Source organism: Clostridium tertium (assembly GCF_017873245.1).
Taxonomy (GTDB): Bacteria; Bacillota; Clostridia; order Clostridiales; family Clostridiaceae; genus Clostridium; species Clostridium tertium.
In genome coordinates this window covers 73,707-95,247 of record NZ_JAGGJY010000006.1, presented here as the reverse complement: position 1 = coordinate 95,247, position 21,541 = coordinate 73,707, and the positions used below count along the sequence as shown (strand labels likewise).

General features: G+C 26.0%; 18 protein-coding genes. All 18 read right to left on the bottom strand.

What is annotated here, in order from left to right:
* Window positions 1–2 precede the first annotated feature (2 nt).
* Window positions 3–1,922, bottom strand: coding sequence for a BglG family transcription antiterminator (locus J2Z25_RS08620; RefSeq protein ID WP_209739806.1), 1,920 nt, complete (start codon window positions 1,920–1,922; stop codon window positions 3–5).
* 552 nt (window positions 1,923–2,474) lie between these two features.
* On the bottom strand, window positions 2,475–2,846 hold the full coding sequence (locus J2Z25_RS08615) for a nucleotidyltransferase substrate binding protein (protein WP_245173208.1): 372 nt from the start codon (window positions 2,844–2,846) through the stop codon (window positions 2,475–2,477).
* A gap of 10 nt (window positions 2,847–2,856) precedes the next feature.
* Complete coding sequence (locus tag J2Z25_RS08610) at window positions 2,857–3,174, bottom strand: nucleotidyltransferase domain-containing protein (protein ID WP_209739801.1); 318 nt, start codon at window positions 3,172–3,174, stop codon at window positions 2,857–2,859.
* Between the two features lie 214 nt (window positions 3,175–3,388).
* Window positions 3,389–5,140: a sensor histidine kinase gene (locus tag J2Z25_RS08605; protein WP_209739799.1), complete on the bottom strand. Its 1,752-nt coding sequence runs from the start codon at window positions 5,138–5,140 to the stop codon at window positions 3,389–3,391.
* Window positions 5,115–6,683, bottom strand: coding sequence for a response regulator transcription factor (locus J2Z25_RS08600; protein WP_209739795.1), 1,569 nt, complete (start codon window positions 6,681–6,683; stop codon window positions 5,115–5,117). Before J2Z25_RS08600 ends, J2Z25_RS08605 begins: the two co-directional genes overlap by 26 nt.
* An 88-nt stretch (window positions 6,684–6,771) precedes the next feature.
* Window positions 6,772–10,161, bottom strand: coding sequence for a beta-galactosidase, LacZ type (lacZ, locus tag J2Z25_RS08595; protein ID WP_209739960.1), 3,390 nt, complete (start codon window positions 10,159–10,161; stop codon window positions 6,772–6,774).
* A 187-nt stretch (window positions 10,162–10,348) separates the two neighbouring features.
* A complete protein-coding gene (locus tag J2Z25_RS08590; protein ID WP_209739792.1) occupies window positions 10,349–11,209 on the bottom strand; it encodes a carbohydrate ABC transporter permease in 861 nt (286 codons plus the stop codon).
* A complete protein-coding gene (locus J2Z25_RS08585; RefSeq protein ID WP_209739789.1) occupies window positions 11,202–12,098 on the bottom strand; it encodes a carbohydrate ABC transporter permease in 897 nt (298 codons plus the stop codon). The genes J2Z25_RS08590 and J2Z25_RS08585 overlap by 8 nt, the downstream gene beginning before the upstream one ends.
* An 87-nt stretch (window positions 12,099–12,185) precedes the next feature.
* Window positions 12,186–13,490 carry an ABC transporter substrate-binding protein gene (locus J2Z25_RS08580; protein WP_209739785.1) on the bottom strand — a complete coding sequence of 435 codons (1,305 nt, stop codon included), beginning with the start codon at window positions 13,488–13,490 and terminating at the stop codon, window positions 12,186–12,188.
* A 354-nt stretch (window positions 13,491–13,844) separates the two neighbouring features.
* Window positions 13,845–15,005 (bottom strand): hypothetical protein, encoded by a 1,161-nt coding sequence (locus tag J2Z25_RS08575; protein WP_209739782.1) that lies wholly within the window; start codon window positions 15,003–15,005, stop codon window positions 13,845–13,847.
* A gap of 14 nt (window positions 15,006–15,019) precedes the next feature.
* Complete coding sequence (locus J2Z25_RS08570) at window positions 15,020–16,102, bottom strand: glycosyltransferase (RefSeq protein WP_209739779.1); 1,083 nt, start codon at window positions 16,100–16,102, stop codon at window positions 15,020–15,022.
* Window positions 16,103–16,157: 55 nt separating this feature from the next.
* Complete coding sequence (gene pssE, locus J2Z25_RS08565) at window positions 16,158–16,637, bottom strand: PssE/Cps14G family polysaccharide biosynthesis glycosyltransferase (RefSeq protein WP_097033211.1); 480 nt, start codon at window positions 16,635–16,637, stop codon at window positions 16,158–16,160.
* Window positions 16,638–16,673: 36 nt separating this feature from the next.
* A complete protein-coding gene (locus J2Z25_RS08560) occupies window positions 16,674–18,131 on the bottom strand; it encodes an oligosaccharide flippase family protein (RefSeq protein ID WP_209739776.1) in 1,458 nt (485 codons plus the stop codon).
* Window positions 18,121–18,270 (bottom strand): hypothetical protein, encoded by a 150-nt coding sequence (locus J2Z25_RS08555; RefSeq protein ID WP_209739772.1) that lies wholly within the window; start codon window positions 18,268–18,270, stop codon window positions 18,121–18,123. The genes J2Z25_RS08560 and J2Z25_RS08555 overlap by 11 nt, the downstream gene beginning before the upstream one ends.
* Before the next feature lie 19 nt (window positions 18,271–18,289).
* Window positions 18,290–19,261, bottom strand: coding sequence for a glycosyltransferase (locus J2Z25_RS08550; RefSeq protein WP_209739770.1), 972 nt, complete (start codon window positions 19,259–19,261; stop codon window positions 18,290–18,292).
* A 12-nt stretch (window positions 19,262–19,273) separates the two neighbouring features.
* Window positions 19,274–19,975 (bottom strand): glycosyltransferase family 32 protein, encoded by a 702-nt coding sequence (locus tag J2Z25_RS08545; RefSeq protein ID WP_209739768.1) that lies wholly within the window; start codon window positions 19,973–19,975, stop codon window positions 19,274–19,276.
* A 242-nt stretch (window positions 19,976–20,217) separates the two neighbouring features.
* On the bottom strand, window positions 20,218–21,063 hold the full coding sequence (locus tag J2Z25_RS08540; RefSeq protein ID WP_209739765.1) for an ATP-grasp fold amidoligase family protein: 846 nt from the start codon (window positions 21,061–21,063) through the stop codon (window positions 20,218–20,220).
* A complete protein-coding gene (gene pssD, locus J2Z25_RS08535; protein ID WP_097033206.1) occupies window positions 21,060–21,518 on the bottom strand; it encodes a PssD/Cps14F family polysaccharide biosynthesis glycosyltransferase in 459 nt (152 codons plus the stop codon). Before pssD ends, J2Z25_RS08540 begins: the two co-directional genes overlap by 4 nt.
* Window positions 21,519–21,541 lie beyond the last annotated feature (23 nt).

The window sequence follows — 21,541 nt, the reverse complement described above, 5'->3', positions numbered from 1 at the left end:
TCCTAATTTTGATCATTTATAATTTTTAATATTTTTTTTGAATCACCATCTCTAAAAATCTTTAAGTTTTCTTCATCATATAAAAGTTCTGATAATGAAGCTAAAGCCTTTATATGACTATTATTATCAACTGTTGCAAGAACCATGAATATATTTACTGGCTTACCTAAAAGATCTACTTCTTCTTCTACAGTTAATAAGGACATCGATAATCTATTAACTCCTTCTTTTGCATTTGCATGAGGTAAAGCAAACCTGTCAGCTAGTACTATATATGGACCATGTTTTTTTATACTTTCTATCATAGCTTCCACATATTCTTCTTTTATAGATCCATCTTCTAATAATGGTCTTGCTGCAACTTTGATAGCCTCCTCCCAATCTTTAACTTTAGATACTTTTCTTACTCTTTGCTCATTAATTAATTCTTTTAACATTGGTTGGTATGCCTCCTTTTCGTCCATTTGATATATTATTTTTATTAAGTCATTTTTCAAATTATCGTAATTTATTATATTTGCATTCCTTTTTATTGCTTGCATTATTAGCTCAATATTAAATTGTAAATTACTTTGGTTAAATGTTACTAATTTATCCATCAATAATTTAATATCTAACTTAGTTAACATTGGATTTACTACTATAACATTTTCTTTATTGGGGATTTCTACTGTTGAAACTATATAGTCATAATCTATATCAGAACATTGCATATCTTTTATTGACATAACTCCTATAATATCTATAGCAGGAATGTACTTATATAATTGAATTTCAATATTTTTTGATATTAATAATCCATTAGGACATACAACTAACACTTTTTTGCGTATATCTACCTCTGTTTCAGTACCTCTTAAATATCCTCCAAAGTATGCTACAATAAAACCTATTTCTTCTTCCCTTATCCCTATAAAATCTGGGAAGTCATTTTTATCCTCTAAAATAGATTTAATTATTTTATATAAGGAATCATGTTTTCTTTTTATTTCTTCTAATGAAGGATTACTTATTGGGAATCTAAATCTTATTCTGTAATATGAAGACAATAAATGTCTTTTAATATTTTTCTTAAATACATTTTTATTTTCTAATTGAATAGCTGTATTAACTTCAAATCTTCTTATTAATTTATCAACATATTTTTCAATTATATCCTCAGAAACATTATTATTTAGACTTGGAAGTGTACTTATATATGCACATAAATATGATATTTCTTCTTCATTAGCATCTTCACTCAAAAGAGTTTTAGTCAAATTATAATACTCAAAGCCTTTTACATCAGATTTAAATTTATAAGAATTTATTGTATATCCATTTTTTATTCTTCTATTTATAAACTCTGCAAACTTTGAAAGATTAGTTAAAGAATAATCGGTAAGTTTAAGAAAACACTTACTATCAAAATCTAGTATTTTTTTATTATAATCTTTTAACAACTCCCTATCTTCTTCCATCAATAGTATGTAAATGTCCCTTATTTTTGTTTCATCACCAACTATTTTATAACCTTTCTTATAAACTAATGTTAACCCCATATTTCTAAGATCATTCTTTAAATATTCAAAGGTTTGAACTATAGTATTTTTAGAAAGTATCATTTCGTTAGATAAAACTTCTATTGTGACTTTTTCTTCATTAAGTATTTTATATAGAATATAATTTTTTCTATTTTCTATATTTATATAATCATCTTCTTCAATATAAAGCTTTTTATGTAGCAAGTTGTAATCTCCTATAAATGAAAATGCATGATTTATATTTCTTACTTCGCCACAGTCTTTTATAAAATAGTTTATATCTTCAATATCATAATAAAGAGTTCTTTTTGATATATTGAATTCTTCAATTAAAGTTTTAGATTTTATACTTCCCTTTTCTAAGATTGATTCTAATATACTTCTTGCTCTTTCTTTCATCTTCATCCCTCGTTTTCATTATCACTTTTTTGCTTGTTATTAACAATACCAAATCATTGCACAATACTATAAGGTTTTCATTTAGATTTGCAAATTATAATAAACTTTATATATAAAGATTAATAAAAATAATTTTTCTTACGTTAATAATAAAACTTATACAAATTTCTATATAAACATTTCAATTAACTTGAAAATATATACCTTTTATTTCTCAATTAAATAATATTTTCTTATATATTATAGCGTCTAAAAATACGTTATAATATAGATATATTAAATAGTGATTTTAGTAAGTATATAGCCGCTTTTCTTGCAATTTTCTTTGGAATGTTTGGTGCTCAGAAATTTACTTAGGTAAATATAAGATTGGAATACTATATTTAATATTAAGTTTTACAGGTATTATAGGAATTATTGAATTAATAAGTTTCTTAGAAGGGCTTATCTATTTATTTACACCAGAAGAAGAATTTTTTGAAAAATATTTATAAATAAAAACATTTAGCCTCAGGGGCAGTACCCCTGAGGCCTTTTATTATTTTTAAAAACTTATAATAGCTTTTCTAAGTTCTCTACTAACTCGCCAATAGCATCAACATATTTATTAACTATTCTATCTGCTATTTCATTAGACATATTTTCATTATAAATATGTGACGTAGAATTTCTATCTTCTAATAAATTTATCCATACTTTATCATCTGAAATCAAATTATTCACATATGCCTTCTTAAAAATAGTACGTGGAAATGAGTTTTCTAGGGTAACTCCTAAATACTTCATAAATTCCTTTAAGGTTTTATGAGTTAATTCATAAGTAAATTCAAATCTTTGTATTAAACTATCTCTTATTATATCATTTTTCCCATCATATAAATCACTGACTTCTTTTAATCTTGAATAAGCTTTTTTTAAATTCATATACTTAAAATCAATGCTTCTCATATATAACTATCCCTTCTTTATTTACTTGTTCAATAAATACCTCATCCTCTATTGAATTCATATTTGAAAAATCAAATTCTAATAAGGTAGCTGTATTATTTTCTATATCTTCAATAAATTCTAACAGGTCTGAAGATTTAACATCTAAATATATCGCTAAATCAATATCACTTCTAGGTGAGTTATCTTTTCTTGCTCTTGAACCAAATAAAACTACTTTTTTAATATTATGATATTTTCTAGATATTTCTTTTATTTCTTCTATAATATCTTCCTCTAAATTATAGTCTATTTTATTAAGCAAACAATCACCTCTTCCACATTTTAAAATTATACTAGGCTTTATATAATTTATTATAATACTAATATTATATAATTACTTCACCATAAATTAAATATTTATATTCATTTCCAATTTAAAATATAGCACTCTTAAAATCATTTAATTTCCTATTATAATAATTAAGAACTAAATAATCTATTATTATATTCTCATATCGATATAACAAGCATAATTTCTACTTCTTCATAGGTAATAAAATCGTCACGGTTGTTCCTTTATTTAGCTTACTTTTTATTTCTATTCCATATTCATTTCCATAAATAAGTTTAATTCTACTATCAACATTATTTACACCTATTCCACTAAAGTGATCATTTTTTGTTTCTTTTTTTTCTTTTACTTTTTCTAAGGTTTCTTCTTCTATTCCCACACCATTATCATATATTTCTATTTTTATATTTTCACCTTGCTCCTTTATGAAAACTTGTATCTTTCCTTCCTCATCTGATGGAAAACCATGAAAGAATGAGTTTTCAATAAATGGTTGTAATATTAGCTTAGGAACTAAGTAATCATTACAATCAGGCATTATAAAATATTCAACTTTTATTCTATCACCGTATCTAATATTATTAATAAATACGTAGTTCTTTATATTTTCTATTTCATCTTCTATAGTAATAAATTCATCTGTCTTACTAATTGTATTTCTTAGTAAATTTATAAATGAATCTAAGGCACTTATTGATTTATCATTATTTCCTTGCCATATGAGCCATTTAATACTTGATAAAGTATTAAAAATATAATGTGGATTTATTTGCATCTGTAAGGCATGTATTTCTGCTGCTCTCTTTTCTTTTTGTACCTTAACTAGCTCATGTATATATTTATTTAAATCCTTTATCATATAATTAAATGTAGATGATAATTCTTTTACTTCCTCTGGACCACTTACCTCTATACATTCATCAAATTTTCCATCTCTTACATTAGACATCTTTTCAGTAAGTAAGTATAAAGGCTTTGTCATTTGTCTAACTATTAAAAATATACCTATCAAAATACACAATGTTATCACGAAGCAAATTAGCATTATATTGCCAATATCATACATTTTACCTAATGCCTTATGATTATCAACAGTACCACAGATAGTTAAATTACAATAAGGAAGCCTTTGAATCAAGATAGTATTTTTATTACTATTATAAATTTTACTTAACTCTTCTTTTGAAACAAGCTCTTCTATACTTTCTTTAAATTCCTCCTGTACATCTCCGATGTTTTCCTTTTTATTTGAAGATAAAACAACATTATTTTCATTTAACAAAACTACATCATTTATTTCTAAAGTAAAATAATCATAGAACTTTTCAAAATCTTTTTCTTTTATAGTAAAATAAATAATTCCATATGGTTCGCCATCCTTTAAATTCAAAGTTTTGGTTATAACTATTACAGGTTCATCCTTTGTAGAAGATGTAAAACCATTTTCTAAATACTGATATAGTATAGTATCGCTTTTGCCTAATGAATTTTGGGATATATCCATACTCAATATTTCATTTGGCCTAATAGTTAAAAGCTCTGATCTATTTAAAAATGATGAACCATTCAACCCTAATATTAATACACTTATGTCATATGTATTAGTAGCTAATGCAGATTTCATTTGTCTTTTTAGATCAAATATAGTTTGAGACATTTCCTCTACTTCTAGGTTTTCTTCAGTAAAATATGTTTTAAAAGCTCTATGTGAATTTACAGAGTTTATAACTTTAACTAGTTCAGCATGAAAATCATATATTTTATCATTTACTTGTCCAAATATTTTTTTCTGAGAATCACTATAGGTATCAGTAAAAATCCCTTTTGAAATATTTATTATAATATAACTAATTGAAACTGATACACAAATAACTCCAGCAACAACAACGCATAATATTTTAAAAAACAGGCTATTTGTTTTCAGATTCTTTTTCATTAATTAAAACTCCTTTAATTTGATTTAACCTTCTATAGTTGCTTGGAGTATATCCTACTATTTTCTTAAAAACTCTACAAAAATAACTGTGATCAGAATATCCAACTATACTACTTATTTCAGATACATATGCCTTATTTTCTTTCAATAGCTCACAAGCTTTTTCAACTCTAATTCTGTTTAAATATTCTGAAAATCCTTCTTTACAGTGATTGTTAAAGTAAAATGAAAGATAGTAATAATTAAAATTAAACGCTTTTGATATATCGCTAAGCTCTAAAGGCTTATCATAATGCTCATTAATATATTCTAAAATCTCTTTTATTCTTTGTTCTTCCATATTTACATTCTTAGAAATAATATCTTTGAGTTCTAAAATTATGTGATTTATTTCTTCAGCAAAATCTTGTGAATATGCTGCATTGTCTATTTTCTTAAAGTATAATTGCCTAAGTTCATCCGTTTCTATATCATAAGACTCCAAGCTTACTACTACATTGTATAATAAGTTCTTAACTAGATTTTTAAGCTTGTACTCATCCATCATTGAATTTATTGCATAATCCACATATTCCTTTATCATATTAATTGCTGAATTAAATTCTTTTGATTTTATATAATTTAAATATTTATTTGAATCAAATTTTTCTATCTTACTTCTAATTTCTATACGTTCTGTATTTAATAAGAAATCACTTTTATAGTAAAATTTTTGAGCTAGATATGGAATGAATTTTTCATTATAAATATCTTTAACTTTGCAAATGTTATCAAATTTAGGTGTAATTATAAATAATATATTTTCTTGAGGAAAGATATTTCTTTCGATATGAGTTTTAATTTTATCTACTATTTCTTTATCATTACTTACTTTATAATTAATTATATATAGAAGTATTTCATCATTAATAATCAGCTTTAGATAAGAATAGTTTTTATTCAAAATAAAAAATTCTTCTACTTTTCTTTTAATTCTCTTTATACTTTCCTTATTCTTTCCAAATGATTGTTTTAAATTTATCCCCAAAATTCTAAAACAAGTATCAGGAAATAAATTTTTAAATTTATTAACATCTAGATTAGAATCAAATCCAAGTAAATATCTTTCAATTAAATTGTTATAATATATATCTTCATTTTTAACTAATTCTAGTCCTGGTATCCTATCAACTGCCTTCTTTAAGGTTACTAATAATTGTTCTGGGTTTAAAGTTGGCTTTAATATATAATCTACAGCTCCACTTAGAAGAGTATCTTTAACATATTCAAAATTATCATAACTACTTAAAATTATAATTTGCAAATCAGGATATCTCTTTTGCACAACTTTAGAAAAATCAACTCCATTTAATATGGGCATAACTATATCTGAAATTATTATGTTAGGCTTTAGTTTCTCTATTAAATCTAGAGCTTCTTGCCCATTTGTTGCCTCCCCAACTATTGTAAAGCCTTCTTTTTCCCATTCAAGCATATGCTTAATTCCCTGCCTCATAATAAATTCATCTTCTACTATTAAAACTTTACAATAATTTTTACTCATAATAACACCCTCTCATTTTGTAAAAAATTAATCCCCAGGAGCAATGCCCCTGGGGCCAAATCTTCTGGAAATCCAGGGACATTAGATACTAAGCCTTACATATAATAAATTTTAAATTTATATCTTCATTAGATAGTATTGTATATTCATCATGCACTAAAGCACCCCAGCTATCATCTCCACCTATTCCCATTTGTTTTGCTATTATACGCACCCAAGTATAATTAATTTGTGGAAGTTCTTCTATATGCATAGCATTTTCAAGTTCATATGCACTATATGGCAATACACTTAATTCAAATGGCATATCTACATATTTAAAGCATAGGCCTTCATTTTTGTTATTTGTTACATTTGCCCATCTTACACCTGTTCTATTACCACATTCTTGTGGAATTAAATATCTTGAAAGATTATTTATAGAACTATTTTTATATCTTCCAAGTCTTGCTCCATTATTACGATCTATATAATTTTCATCTGGACCATACCCATAATATTCAAAATTGCTTAATTCTTTTTTAAGCTTAAAATCTATAGCAAATATAGGCAATTCTGATAACCCTTGTACACCTTTATAGTGTATATTTACTTCTATATTTCCATCTGGAGTTACTGTATATTTAACTACATTGTTAGTCTTAACACTTGTTGGCATTTCAAAAGTATAGGTTAATATTATTTTATCATTTTCTTCTATACATTCAAACCTTTCTAACCTTTGATGCATACCTGCAATTTGCCATTGTGATGTTCTAAAATTATGACCATTACCTCTATCATTATCTGTAGTTGCTCTAAAAAATGAAGTTCTTGGAACTCTTGTTATATATTCAATTCCTTCATAGCAAAGAGAAATTAATCCTGCTTCTTGCTTAGAGAACATCATTCTAAAGTTTTTTCCAACTACTCCTATATTCACATCTCCATGAATTATTCTAAATGTTGACCTAGAGCATAAATCTAAAACTTTGCTATGGCTAGAGTTCGAACTTAAATCTAAGTTTTGATGTATTATGTTGTTTTCTTCATTATTTACCACATTATTTTCATTTTCTTTATTAGCTTTATTGGCTTCATTATTGCTATTACTAAAGTTAATTAGTTTATCAACTTTTTTATATCCATTAGCATCAATAATATAAACTGATTGACCAAAAGATATTTCAAATCCCTTACTTGCCCATAACGAATCTTCACTTAATCTCATAGATATATTATAAGTATATTCACCAAAATCTTCAATATTTGGATATTCTATATAAATATACTTCTCTGTCCCTGGTGCAACATCAGCTTTAATAACTGTTTCAAATACTCTGCTACCTTCTTTTTCTATATACGCAATAAAATCATACTTATCTGTTCCAATAAATAAGTTGTTATTTTTTATAGTAAACCCTTTATTATCTAGAATAAGTTTTACATTTGAGTAAAGTTCTTTAACCTCTTGAACTTTTGGAGATATAGTTCTATCTGCATAAATAATTCCATCTGTACAGAAACAATAGTCAGTTGCCCTATCATCAAAATCTCCACCATATGCAAATACCTTTTTGCCATCCTTATTAATTACTTCTATTGCTTGATCTATATAATCCCATATAAATCCACCTTGATACATTTGATATTTATCTTCAAGATCAGTATATAACTTCATTCCTCCACAGGAATTTCCCATTGCATGCATATATTCACAACTTATATATGGCTTTTTAGGATTATTATTTAAATATTTTTCTATATCCAATGGATTTGCATACATCCTGCTTTCCATATCACTTATTTCATCAAATTCTCTATTCCAAAATACTCCTTCATAATGAACTAATCTACTATCATCATTTTTATGAAAATACTTTGTCATTTCTAAAATATTACTTCCTGCATAAGATTCATTACCACATGACCATATTAAAATTGATGGATGATTTTTATCTCTTTGAAGCATTGATTCTGCCCTATCTACTACAACCTCTCTCCACTCTGGAATTGAACCTGGCACATTCCATTCTGGATCACAAGCCCCCATCTTTTGCCATGATCCATGACTTTCTAGGTTAGCTTCATCTATTAAATAAATTCCATATTCATCACAAAGATCATACCAAAAACTTTGATTAGGATAATGTGATGTTCTTACAGCATTTATGTTATTTTGCTTTAAGAACTTTATATCCCACAACATATCTTCTTTTGTTATTGCACGTCCATTTTTGGAACTAAATTCATGTCTATTTACACCTTTAAAAACTATTCTTTTCCCATTTAAACACATAATATTATTAATTAATTCAAAGCGTCTAAATCCAACTTTTTGAGGTACTATTTCTATTAAATTTCCTTCAGAATCTAAGATTTCAATATATAAATTATATAAATTTGGTTCTTCAGCGCTCCAAAGCTTAACTTCATTTATTGTTGTATTAATTCTTATTTTTGTATAAGTATCATTTGTTCTACCAATATTATTCTCACATAAAGCTAATTTATTATTAAAAATAATATCATCATTAATATCTTTACTATTATTTATATCGTTAATTTCACTATTATTATCACTTGTGCAATCATTGAAATTATTGCTTCTATTATTAATAGTTCTACTACTATCAATAATAAATTCATTTTCTTTAAAATTATGAACTAACTTTCCATTGCTATCTTTCAAATAAGCTTGCACCTGAAAATCTCCACATTCAAGTAACCCTGTTAATTTCATTTTTATATTTAATTTCCCATTAGTATAGGTATCATCTAATCCAGCCTTTACAAATAAATCTTGCACATGGTACTTTGGAATTGCATATAAATAAATGTCTCTAAATATTCCTGAGAATCGCCAAAAATCTTGATCTTCTATCCAACTTGCACTGCTTCTTTTATAAACCTCAACTGCTAATTTATTTTCTCCGTTGTTTAAATAATTCGTTATTTCAAATTCTGATGGTGTGAAAGTATCTTCACTGTATCCTATAAATTCTCCATTTATCCATACATAAAATGCTGTTTCAACTCCTTGGAATGAAATATAAACATTTTTATCTTTTAATTCTTCATTTAATTCAAAATACTTAACATAACTTCCAACTGGATTATAATCCTTTGAAATATGGGGTGGTCTTAATTCTTCTACTCCATCCCACGGATACATTGTGTTTATATATTGACACTTATCATATCCTTGCATTTGAATATGTCCTGGAACATTTATATAATCAAAACTACTACAGTCAAAATCTTCTTTATAGAAATCCTTAATTCTATTACTTGGATTAACAGCATAAGAAAATTTCCATTTACCATTTAAACTTTGCTTAAGTGGCATATTATACCCTAACTTTAAATCTTCCCTCTTCTCATAAAATAAATGATCTGAGTGAGCATCTATTCTATTAATTCTAAAAATTTCTGGATCTTCCAACCAATCTAAACTTGGGCTTAAGTTTTGTTTTAAGTCTAATTTTCTTGACTGTATTTTACCTTTTATTTTTTCATGCAAATCTATTTTTTTATCCAATATAACTCTCTCCAATCCCTTATATTTTTCTACATTTATTATAAGAAAGAAAATGAACCTCCAAAGTAATCCCAATTACATTTCCCCAGTTGCCCACTTTCTTTTTTATTTCCTTTTGAAACTTTTACTTTTAATTATCTTTTAACTACCCCTTAATTGAGCCTGTCATACCTGCAACAAAGTGCTTTTGCATTAAGAAGAATATTAAAGCTGTAGGTAATGTTGCTATTACAACAGCAGTCATTATCATTCCATAATCTGGTGTATATGATGAACCTAAAGCTGATATTACAAGTGGTAAGGTTCTTTTATCAGGTGATTGTAATGCTATAAGTGGCCATAAATAACTATTCCAACTAGCCATAAATGTAACTATTGTAGCTGCTGCATAAGTTGATTTCATAGTTGGCATATAGATTCTAAAGAATATAGCTAATTCTCCGAGTCCATCTATCCTTGCTGCTTCCATTAAATCCTTTGGAAAAGTCTTTGTATTTTGTCTAAAGAAGAAAATTAAAAATGCTGTTGCAACTGAAATAATTATTACTGCACCATGAGTATTTAATGATATTCCTTTTAATCCAGGAATATTATTCATCTTACTAAATAATCTAAACAAAGGAACTATTAATGCTGCAAATGGTACCATCATAGATAATAATATAAAATTAAATATCTTATCTCTGGTTTTTGTTTTATATATTTCAAATGCATAACCTGCCAATGAAGAAACTAACATAGCTAATGCTGTTGTGATAACTGCAATTATAAAAGAATTTTTGAAGGCTACCGTATATTTAAGATCTGATGCTAAAAGATTTTTTAAGTTATCAAAAAAATAGCTTCCTGGTATCAAAGTACCTCTTGTAACATCAACAGACTTATTAGTTGTAGCTATTATCATCCAAATAAATGGGAAAATTGATACAAAAGATAAAATAATCAAAAATGTATATTTTATAAAACTTACTAGCTTACTTACACCCTTACTATTTTTTCTACTCATCCTTATCCCCTCCTGCTTTTAATTGAATAAATGATAGTATTACTATTATAAGAACTATTACATACGAAATTGCTGCTGCATATCCAAAGTTTGGTGAATATTTAAATAATAAATTATAAATATATTGTGAAATAGTAATTGTTGCGTTTGCTGGCCCTCCATTTGTTATATTCACAGTTTCATCGAATAATTGTAATGTTCCTATTGTAGAATTTATTGTTGTAAATAAAATTATAGGCTTTAATAATGGAAGTGTTATAGATTTAAATCTCATAAAAGCACTTGCTCCATCAATTTCAGCTGCTTCATATATTGAATCATCAATTGATTGCATTCCTGCTAAATAGAAAACCATATTATATCCTGTCCATCTCCATGTTATTGCTATTATAATTAATACTCTAGCCCATATTGGATGAGTAATCCATGCTATTGGTTGTGATATAACATTTATATTCATTAAAAATGCATTAACAAACCCATCTGTTGCAAATAAACTTTTAAATATAATTGAATATGCTACAAGAGATGTAACACATGGTAAGAATATTGCTGTTCTAAAAAACCCCCTAGCTTTTAATTTCTTATCATTTAGTATAGCCGATATAACAAGTGCTAATATAATCATAATTGGCACTTGAATTATTAAATATAATACCGTATTAAATAATGCCTTTTTAAATGTTGAATCTGTAAGTAATCTCTTATAGTTATCAATTCCAACAAAGCTTAAATTATTGCCCATTCCGCTTTGTAATGATGTTATAAAGGCTTGTATCATTGGATAAAACACAAATACAGTTACTAGTATGATACTTGGTATAACAAATAACCAAGCTTTTCTATCTAATTTATAATTTAGACTCCTATTTTTATTACTCCTTTTCAAGTGTACTCCCCCTATACAAGAAATAGCCATTTACTAATTTTATTTTAATAAATGGCTACTCTCCTTATGATAATTCTTTTTTATTTATTATTGTGCTACTGCTGATTCTATTTGACTTTGGAAGGATTTTAATGTTGAATCAACATCAGCTCCATTAACTATAGCTTGAACAGCTTCAGTCATAATATCTTCTATTGCATAAGTGTGTAAACCATAATTTACTGAAGGTACTTTACTTGTCCAATCTGCAAAATCTTTAAATATTTCTTGTCCACTGAAAAATTCACTTGGCTTTGAATAATTTGAAGCTTCAGCAGCTTTATTTAAAGTACTAACTAAAGTTATAGAATCTGCTAAATCATTCATTAAATCTGTATTTGAAGCAAATGTTTTTCCAAGGAAATCTACTGCCATATCTGTATTTCCAACATTCTTAAGAACATACCAACCTGCTCCACCTATTGAGGATGCATTAACTGATTTAGAATTACTTGCCATCTTAGGGAATGCTGCTATTGCCCATTTTCCACTTTGATCTTCAGCTTTTTTAATTGAAGGTCCAATCCAGCAACCAGTAACTACTGATGCAACTTCACCATTATTAAATGCACCTACAAATTGATCCCAATCTGCTACTTGTTTTGTAATTCCTGATTTCACTAAATCATTATATATCTTTATAGAATCCTTTAATGCTTGATTATCTGCTATAGAAACTTTTCCATCAGCATCTGTATACCATGCTCCTGCACTTTGTAACATCATTCTGATTTGTCCTATATCACTAGGATCTAATGTACACATTGCAACTCCTGTTTTTTCTTTTACTGCTTTACCTATTTCAATATATTTTTCCCAAGTTAAGTTTTGCATATCTTCCTTAGTGTATCCAGCTTGCTCTATTAAATCTGTTCTATAGAATGTTGCTGCTACTCCACTATCGAAAGGTATTCCATATAATTTACCATCAACATAATTAACACCTGTCTTATAATCTGCAAAGTCTTCTCGCTTAGCTACTGAAGATAAATCTGCAAATTCATCTTGATATGCTGTTAAATATCCTTGAATTTTATAATCTTCAATTAATACAACATTTGGAAGCCCTTCATAAGATCCAGAAGATAAGCTTGTATTTAATTTAGCCACTATATCATCCTGAGCCATTGTTACAACTTCAATTTCTGCATCTGGATTTTCCTTTTGATATATTTCTTTAGCTTTATTTGCCGCTACTATATTGAAAGCTTCATCCCATGCCCATATTGTTATCTTATTGTCTTTACTATCTCCTGTAGTATTGCCTGTGTTATCACTCTTTCCTCCACATGCTACTAATCCTAAAGTTAGTGTTGCTGCTAACAAAATTGATGTTAGTTTTTTAATTCTCATTTAAACCCCTCCATATTAAATTACATATATAATATTTTATTGGTCTTTACCTTTGATGAAAACCGCAATCTTTTGTAATGCTTTACATCTTATGTATTTATAATATCACACCTTATTTAATTTAATTTAGAATATTCTTTATTTAAACTTTTAATATTTTTAGATTTTATTTCCTTCATTACATAAGAAATGGATTATTTTTATATACTTGGATTATTTTTAGAATTTGTATTTTTCTAGTCCGAAGTTACAATCCCTATGACACATTTACCTCCAATTAATTTACTTTCTATTTACAACAAAAATACAAAATCCAAAGGGGCTAACGAACCGAGCCCCTTTGGATTTTCTATTTTATAATTTATTAATCTTTTTAATTCCATTATTTATTATTAAAAATATATAAATAATAAATATCAACACTATAAATATACCCACTGTTTCTGCTAATCCGTTATATGTGAATGGAATTATAAATATGGAAGTAAAATTAATAGCTAATAAAATATTTTTACTTCTTATAAAGTTTTGTACTGGGTAAATAAATGAAACAATTAGTAACATTATTGCAGTTATAATTCCATAATCAAAAGAAAACATAATTATTGGGTTTTCAAAATTTACAACTTCAAATAAGTATTGACTTATATAATTGGAATACCCTACACCTTTTCCAGTAAAAAACTTAGGATATACATTAAAAAATTTCATTTCTCTTATTCCAAGTAACCTTCCATTAGTTATATCTCCCCAAGAAGCTGTAGCCCTGAATTTTTCCCATATGTATTTATCAACTATTGAAGTCGATAAAAATACTATGAGTATTATAGGTAAAATAACATATGGAATTACTTTATTTCTACAACAACTAATTGCATATAGTAAACTTAATATAAGCACTATTATAAGTGAAATTCTTCCTGATGCTAAAACAGTTCCTATTAAAGCAATTAGTATATCCTTAATTATAAAAAAATCTTTCTTACTATTAAAATATTTATAATAAATACAATTTAAACTTATGAATATCCCATAATACCATCCTGAAGTTAAAGGATGTCCTACTATTCCACCAGTTCTTCCATATTTTATGCTCATAATTATTTGAATTAAAAAAGTAATATTAATAAATATATTAAATGTCTTTAATATTTTAGGTAAAAGATAATTTGTGTCTACATCTTTATAATTAATTAATAACATTAGTAATGGAAGTATAAATCCAATTGTAGTTCTTATAAGCTGAGATATACTATATCTATTAGCTATAAATCCTATTCCTATAAAACCAATTATTGAAAATATTAAAATAAAATTTTTCTTACTTACTTTATTACTTCTTTTAATGAACATTAATATAATTAGTATTATTGGAATTAAATGATAGTTGAATATACTTGTATTTGTTATACTATTTAATCTTCCTCTTATACCTTGACTGATTATTACTATCATAAAAAATAAACTAAATATTAATTTTTCTTTTTTATGTGCTATTGGTTTATACAGCAACATACTTATCTCCTTATTTATTTCGCATATAATACTTCATTATATAAAACTATATGTTCTGCTATATATCTATCTACGTCAAACTTTTCCTTAAATATTTTATATGCATTTTCTTTTAATGAATTATACAAGTCCTCATTATTAAAGATTTCATTTATCTTTTCAGTAAATTTTTCTATGTTTTTTTCTTCAACTAAAAATCCATTTTCTCCATCTACTATTTCTTCCTTTGTACCTTCTATATTTGTAGCAATAACAGGTAATTGCTGTGAAAATGCTTCTAATGGTACTAATGGTAACCCCTCTATATAAGAACATAATAAAATTAAATCTATATATTTTAAATGTTCAATAACATTGTCCTTGCTTCCTAACATATATACATACTCTTCTAAATTACCTTGCTTTATATATTTATTTAAATTTTCACTTTCTTCTCCTTCTCCAATTAACAGAAATCTTATATCCTTATTAATTTTAACAGTACTTCTTGCTACATCTACAAAATCGTATACTCCTTTGTAATCAATAATCCTACTTATTTGAGCTACTAAAAAAAATCCTTTTTCTTTTAATTCTAATAATTGGGGATCTATTTCTTTATTTTTACATTCTACTTCTATGCTGTTATATATATTTGTTATATTTTTTTCATTTAACTTACATTTTCTTTTTAAAATTTCCTTAGCTCCTTGGCTCACAGTTATTGTCTTTATATTTTTTAGCGAAATCCTAGTTAAATAAAATTTATTTTCAATGCATAAATGCTGAGTATGAACCACTTTTACTTTTATAAATTTTGATGCTATCTTTGACATTAACGTAGTCATTCTATGATGACTATGTATAATATCTATACTTTCTTTTTTTACTATTTTAATAATCAGTATAATATTAAAAATTATACTGAAAATATTTATACTACTTACAGGCTTTATTTTATAATGTTTAATCCCCATTTTTTGAAATTCACTTTCTAAGCTGCCACCGTTACTTCCCACTATAATCTTATTACTACGCTTAAGCTCCTTGGAAAGCTTTATAATGCACTTAGTGTCTCCCCCTAAATGTACAGAGTTATTTAAATATAATATATTCAAATCAATAAACTCTCCTCTTTTTATATAGATAGTTTTACTATTAGTATCTTTAGCTTTATATTTTCCTTATAAATACTTCTATTTCTTTTATAATGTTATCTGTATTTGAAATATATTCTTTTAATTCTAACTTATCTATATTAGCAATAGTATTACCTAGCATTTCAACACTTTGAGCAGCTTCTATAAATCCAATACTTTCAAACTCTGAAACTATTTGAATTTGATGATCATCTACATGCTCACCAAATTCCTTTAACCTTGGAACTGCAACTACTTTTTTTCTTTGTTTTACTGCCCCAATAATAGATCCTGTCCCTCCATGAGTTATTATAATTTTGCATTTTTTTATTATATCTTCAAATTCATCCCTATCTATAAAGTCTTTATAATTATAGTTTTTAGGCTTATACCCACTATATCCAATTTGAGCAAATACCTCTTCTGTAATTTTCTCTTCTTCTATTAATCTATCAATTTCTTTAAGTAATCTATTAAATTGGAATTTTTGAGTTCCAACTGTTATAAATATCACTATAGTCCCCCTTCTATAAAATGCTACTTAATACCCTTAATAAAATATTTTTTTCCTATCTTTTCTTTTGCTTTTTATTAAATTTAGAAGATCTGCCTTAATTGGATTGTTAAATATCAACATTAATGCCCCATAAACTAAAAAACATAATCCACATATAAATAATAAAGATATACCATTAGTTCTAACAATAAAACTACTTAAATAAACAATAATAAAATTAACACTTCCAAATAATAAATAAGTATATGTTCCTTTAAACAATTCCTTCATATTTAAATACTTTCTTATTAATACTATTTTCAAAATAGTGGATGTTAATTCAGTTAATATAATTGTTATTACTGCTCCTGTTACTCCTATAATAGGTATTAAAATTAAATTAGAAATTATACTTACTATAGAGGCTAAAACTATTGGAATTACATATTCTCTATTTTTACTAGTTGGTATAGTAAATTGATTTGTAAAAACTAATCCTATAGGTATGATTATTGCTATCAAACTATTTACCATCATGTATGGAATTATTATATTAAAATCCTCTCCAAAAAAGATAGGTACAAATTTATTAGCTACTGCTGCCATAGAGCTTGCCCCAAATATACCAATACAAATTGTTATTTGTAATGAACTTTTTAAATACTTCTCTATATTTTTTATATCTTCTTTTTCATATAGATTGGCTATTGCTGGCATAAGTACCATACTTAACGATGTAATAAAGGCTAATGACATTTTAGGAATCTTTAAGCTTTGTGAATAGTATCCAACATCTGTAACACTTGATAATGTTCCTACAATAATTTGATCTACAACTGTGTAAACTTGTATACATATTTGTGGAATAAGATATATAAATGATTCTCTTAAATATGGTTTTATATTTATATTAGAAACTTTAAGTTTATTTACATATTTAAATATAGAATTCCAAAATGTAATACATCCCAGTAAAGCTGATAAAGAATTAATAAGAATATATTTGTTTAAATCACTATAGCTTTTAACTAAAGTAAATATTAATATTACACTTATAATCTTTATAACTGTATTTCTAACTACTATTTTCTTAAAATTTTCTAACCCTATATAAAACCAACTTATATCTATTAACGACGATATAACAACTGGTAATTGTAATATGAATAAAAGTTTTAATGAATTTCCTTGAATTGTAGAAAATATAATATAAGCAACAATTGATATAAGACTACTTATAAATTGCAGCAACCATATATTCCAAAAGGTTTTGCTTCTTTTTCCCTTATTATCCCTAGTATAAGCTATATGCTTACTTCCATATCTATCTATGCCGAATTTCCCAAACACTGAAAATACAATTGCAAAAGAACTAGTATAATTACTGATGCCAATACCATCTGCCCCTAAAACCCTTGCAATATATGGTGCTGTTATTATTGGTAAAATTAATATTAAAACTTCATACCCCATATTGTATAAATAATTTTTTACTACTCTTTTACTTCTCATAATTCTCCTTAACGATTAAGCAATCCACATCATATTCCATAAAATTTATATTTTCATAAATCCATAACTGTCTTTTCACTTTAATTATTTTTTTATCTAAATCTGTAATTGTCTTTTTGCTTTCACGATTTTTCTTCAATGTCTATAAAAAATTTTTCTTATATTTTATTTTTTAGCTTCTTTATTAAATTAAATATCCTAAGCTTCCATAAGAGTAATCTTAATTTATCTATTTCATTTAAACTTTTTAAAAATATAAAATCTTTTAATTTAACATCTAAATCTGCATATTTAGATTTTTTAAAATTTCTATAGCTACTCTTAAAATTTGTATTAGTATAATGATAAATAAAATATGATAAGATACTTGCTCTAAATACCTTAAAGCTATTGGAATTTACTTGAAGATTATTCTTAATAATATATTGAATTATACTAGTCATTGCATGATAGTAATCTTCTGCTAATTTAGTATTTTTTTTATGAATAGTTGAAGTTTCTCTTTGCCTATAATAATATAAATCCTCATTTATAAATGCTATTTTATTACTATTATTAATCACTTTAAAAACTGGAAATATATCTTGAACATACCTCCCTCTTTCAAATTTAAAATTATCTTTTAAAAGCAAACTTCTCTTAAATAGCTTGTTCCATAGCTGACCTTGAATATTAAAATTTAAAATCATATCTATAACTTCACTTGAGGAATATATCTTGTCCTCCAAAACATTATAACTAACTACTCTATTATTTTTATTATTAACTCCATAGTAAAGATTGTAATTACACATGACTATATCTGCTTTAGTTTTATTAGCCTTATTAACCATTAGTTCTAACATATTAAATTTCAAAAAATCATCTGAATCTATATATAAGACATATTCTCCTTTAGCATGTTTTAAAGCCAAATTTCTTGCCTCTGAAACTCCCTTATTTATTTGAGATAATATTTTTACTTGCTTAAATTTCTTTTCATATTCTCTAATTATCTCCATACTTTTATCAGTAGATCCATCATCAACAAGTATTACTTCATAATTACTAAAGCTTTGTTTTATAATACTTTCTAAGCACTGCCTTAAATATTCTTCTACATTAAAAACTGGTATAATTAAGCTAATCATAAATTCACCTCTTTACCGAAAATATCTAATAGCATTCATTAATAGCTCCTTAGTTTTTGATCTTAATATTTGATGTGGCTTTCTCCAAGTTCCTTCATAATGATGAATTGTATATGTGTTTTTTGTTATTTTCGGCTCTTCCCAGGCATGTCTTTTAGGATAAAAATAATCCTTAGGATATACAACCACATCATCTCCATAATAAGAAATACTATCTTGATTCTTTATATACCCTAATTTTTTTGCCATATTTGTAATGTGTATTGGAATTGCTAATCCTTGTAATCTCCCCTTATATTCTGAGTAATTTATCAAATTATAATATTCTAAAATCTCTCCTAAAAACTTATCTTGCCTTCTACATCCCCATATACCAAAGGCTATTTGATCTTCCTCTTCAACTCCTGTAAATGACTTATTATCTAATAAATCATCTAATGGCTTTAAGATTTCAATATCAGTATCTAAATATATTCCCCCATAATTGTATAGAACCCAAAGTCTGCAATAATCTGATACAAATGCCCACTTTTTATCTTCATATGCTTCCTTAGTAAAACTACACATATATATATTAAACTTTTCTTCATTCCACTCTATTATTTCGTAATCCTTAAGATACCTTTTCCATGTTTCCATACATTTATTTATTAACTTAGGTTTTTCATTTCCCCCAAACCAACAGTAGTGTATAACTTTAGGTATTTTATCCATAAACTTCACCACCTTTTAAATCTATTAAAGCCCCAATTTTTTTACAGCTACCCAATAATTCTTAAATTATTTAATTTCTATTTTTATTTATTAACCTCAACGGTCACTGCTCCCCCTTAATTTTTTACATATCAATTTCTATTTTTCACTGCTTAATTTCTATTTTTTATTTATTAACTCCAACTTTTACTGCTCAATCCCCATTTTTTCCTTATCAACTTCTATTCTTTTTACTTACTTACTTAATACTTACTGAGATCTATCATTTCAGCTATTTCTAAATCATATTCAATAGGATAAAATCCCTCTGTCCCGCTAGATGGAGTAAAGGTAAGCTCTCCAAAATATAATTTATTATCTACAGCATTGAAATCAACTCTTACATAAGTAAAATCACTTGCTAATATTTCTGAAAGCTCAATTAATTTTTCTAGATTTTTTGGTTTGTCTATACACTTGGCACGATTTTTTGACTTTCCTCTAAACTTAGCTTCTGACCAATCAGGATAATAATAATTTTCCTTATATACATTGAACCTATCTGTATGAACCTCAACAAATTCAACTTTTCCATTAAAACAATGCAGGCTATACTCTATTAAACCTCCCCTATTATCTTCTAAGTACTCTTCGCATAATATCATTGTTTTTATATTTTTATATTGAAGTTCTTTTGTATATTTATAGTACTTTTCCTTCATTAACCTTCTAAGCTTTTCATTAGTTCTCTCTTTATCCAGTAATGACTTATCTCTACATATGATATTTCCACCAGATCCATTATTCAGCTTCAAAACAAATTTTTCTGGTAATTCATCATAATTTATTTCATAAACACTTTCATATATCATATATAATTCTGGTAAATATACACTTCCTATTTTTTCTTCAACATAACTCCTAACTTGATATTTATCTACTAATGAAGTAAATTTTTCAACTTGTCCATATAGTTTTATCCATTGTATTTTTTCTCCATAATACTTTGGATCATTTAAATTTAATACCTTCCCATAAGCTCTAAAATTATCTATATATACAACAAGTTTAGTTGGCAAAAAAGCACATATCTTTCTCAACTTTTTCAATATATCCCCCCCTTATAAATGGCCTTAGGATATATCTTAAGCATATCTTTCCATTGAACATAAAACTGATCTGCAAATTTATATAAAAGTTTCCCTGTTAATGTAGGACTATTAATTTTTGCAAATGATTCAATAAATATAAGCTTTTTTCTAAATATCTTCGCTATTATGCAAATTGGTATAGTAACTAGAGCCCCTGTTGATATAACTACATCTGGCTTTTCCCTTATAAATATTTTTAAAGTATTTATAATATTTACTAACATTTTTAATATAAATATCTTTTCATGCCTATTTACTTGTTTTAAATAATAAATTTTTCTATTGTCTTTTATAGCTTGATAAGATGTTTTTTCAGTTATAATAAAACTATCATACTTATCCATAATTGGCTTAAGCATCATTAGTTGATCAAAATGTCCTCCCGTGGAAGCTATAAAACAAATCTTTTTCATTTCACTCTACCATTTCACCTCCA

Coding starts and splice junctions, on each gene's coding strand:
- J2Z25_RS08620 (WP_209739806.1), bottom strand. CDS start 1,922: ATGAAAGAAAGAGCAAGAAGTATATTAGAATCAATCTTAGAAAAGGGA.
- J2Z25_RS08615 (WP_245173208.1), bottom strand. CDS start 2,846: ATGAATTTAAAAAAAGCTTATTCAAGATTAAAAGAAGTCAGTGATTTA.
- J2Z25_RS08605 (WP_209739799.1), bottom strand. CDS start 5,140: ATGAAAAAGAATCTGAAAACAAATAGCCTGTTTTTTAAAATATTATGC.
- J2Z25_RS08600 (WP_209739795.1), bottom strand. CDS start 6,683: ATGAGTAAAAATTATTGTAAAGTTTTAATAGTAGAAGATGAATTTATT.
- J2Z25_RS08590 (WP_209739792.1), bottom strand. CDS start 11,209: ATGAGTAGAAAAAATAGTAAGGGTGTAAGTAAGCTAGTAAGTTTTATA.
- J2Z25_RS08580 (WP_209739785.1), bottom strand. CDS start 13,490: ATGAGAATTAAAAAACTAACATCAATTTTGTTAGCAGCAACACTAACT.
- J2Z25_RS08575 (WP_209739782.1), bottom strand. CDS start 15,005: ATGTTGCTGTATAAACCAATAGCACATAAAAAAGAAAAATTAATATTT.
- J2Z25_RS08560 (WP_209739776.1), bottom strand. CDS start 18,131: ATGAGAAGTAAAAGAGTAGTAAAAAATTATTTATACAATATGGGGTAT.
- J2Z25_RS08550 (WP_209739770.1), bottom strand. CDS start 19,261: ATGATTAGCTTAATTATACCAGTTTTTAATGTAGAAGAATATTTAAGG.
- J2Z25_RS08545 (WP_209739768.1), bottom strand. CDS start 19,975: ATGGATAAAATACCTAAAGTTATACACTACTGTTGGTTTGGGGGAAAT.
- pssD (WP_097033206.1), bottom strand. CDS start 21,518: ATGAAAAAGATTTGTTTTATAGCTTCCACGGGAGGACATTTTGATCAA.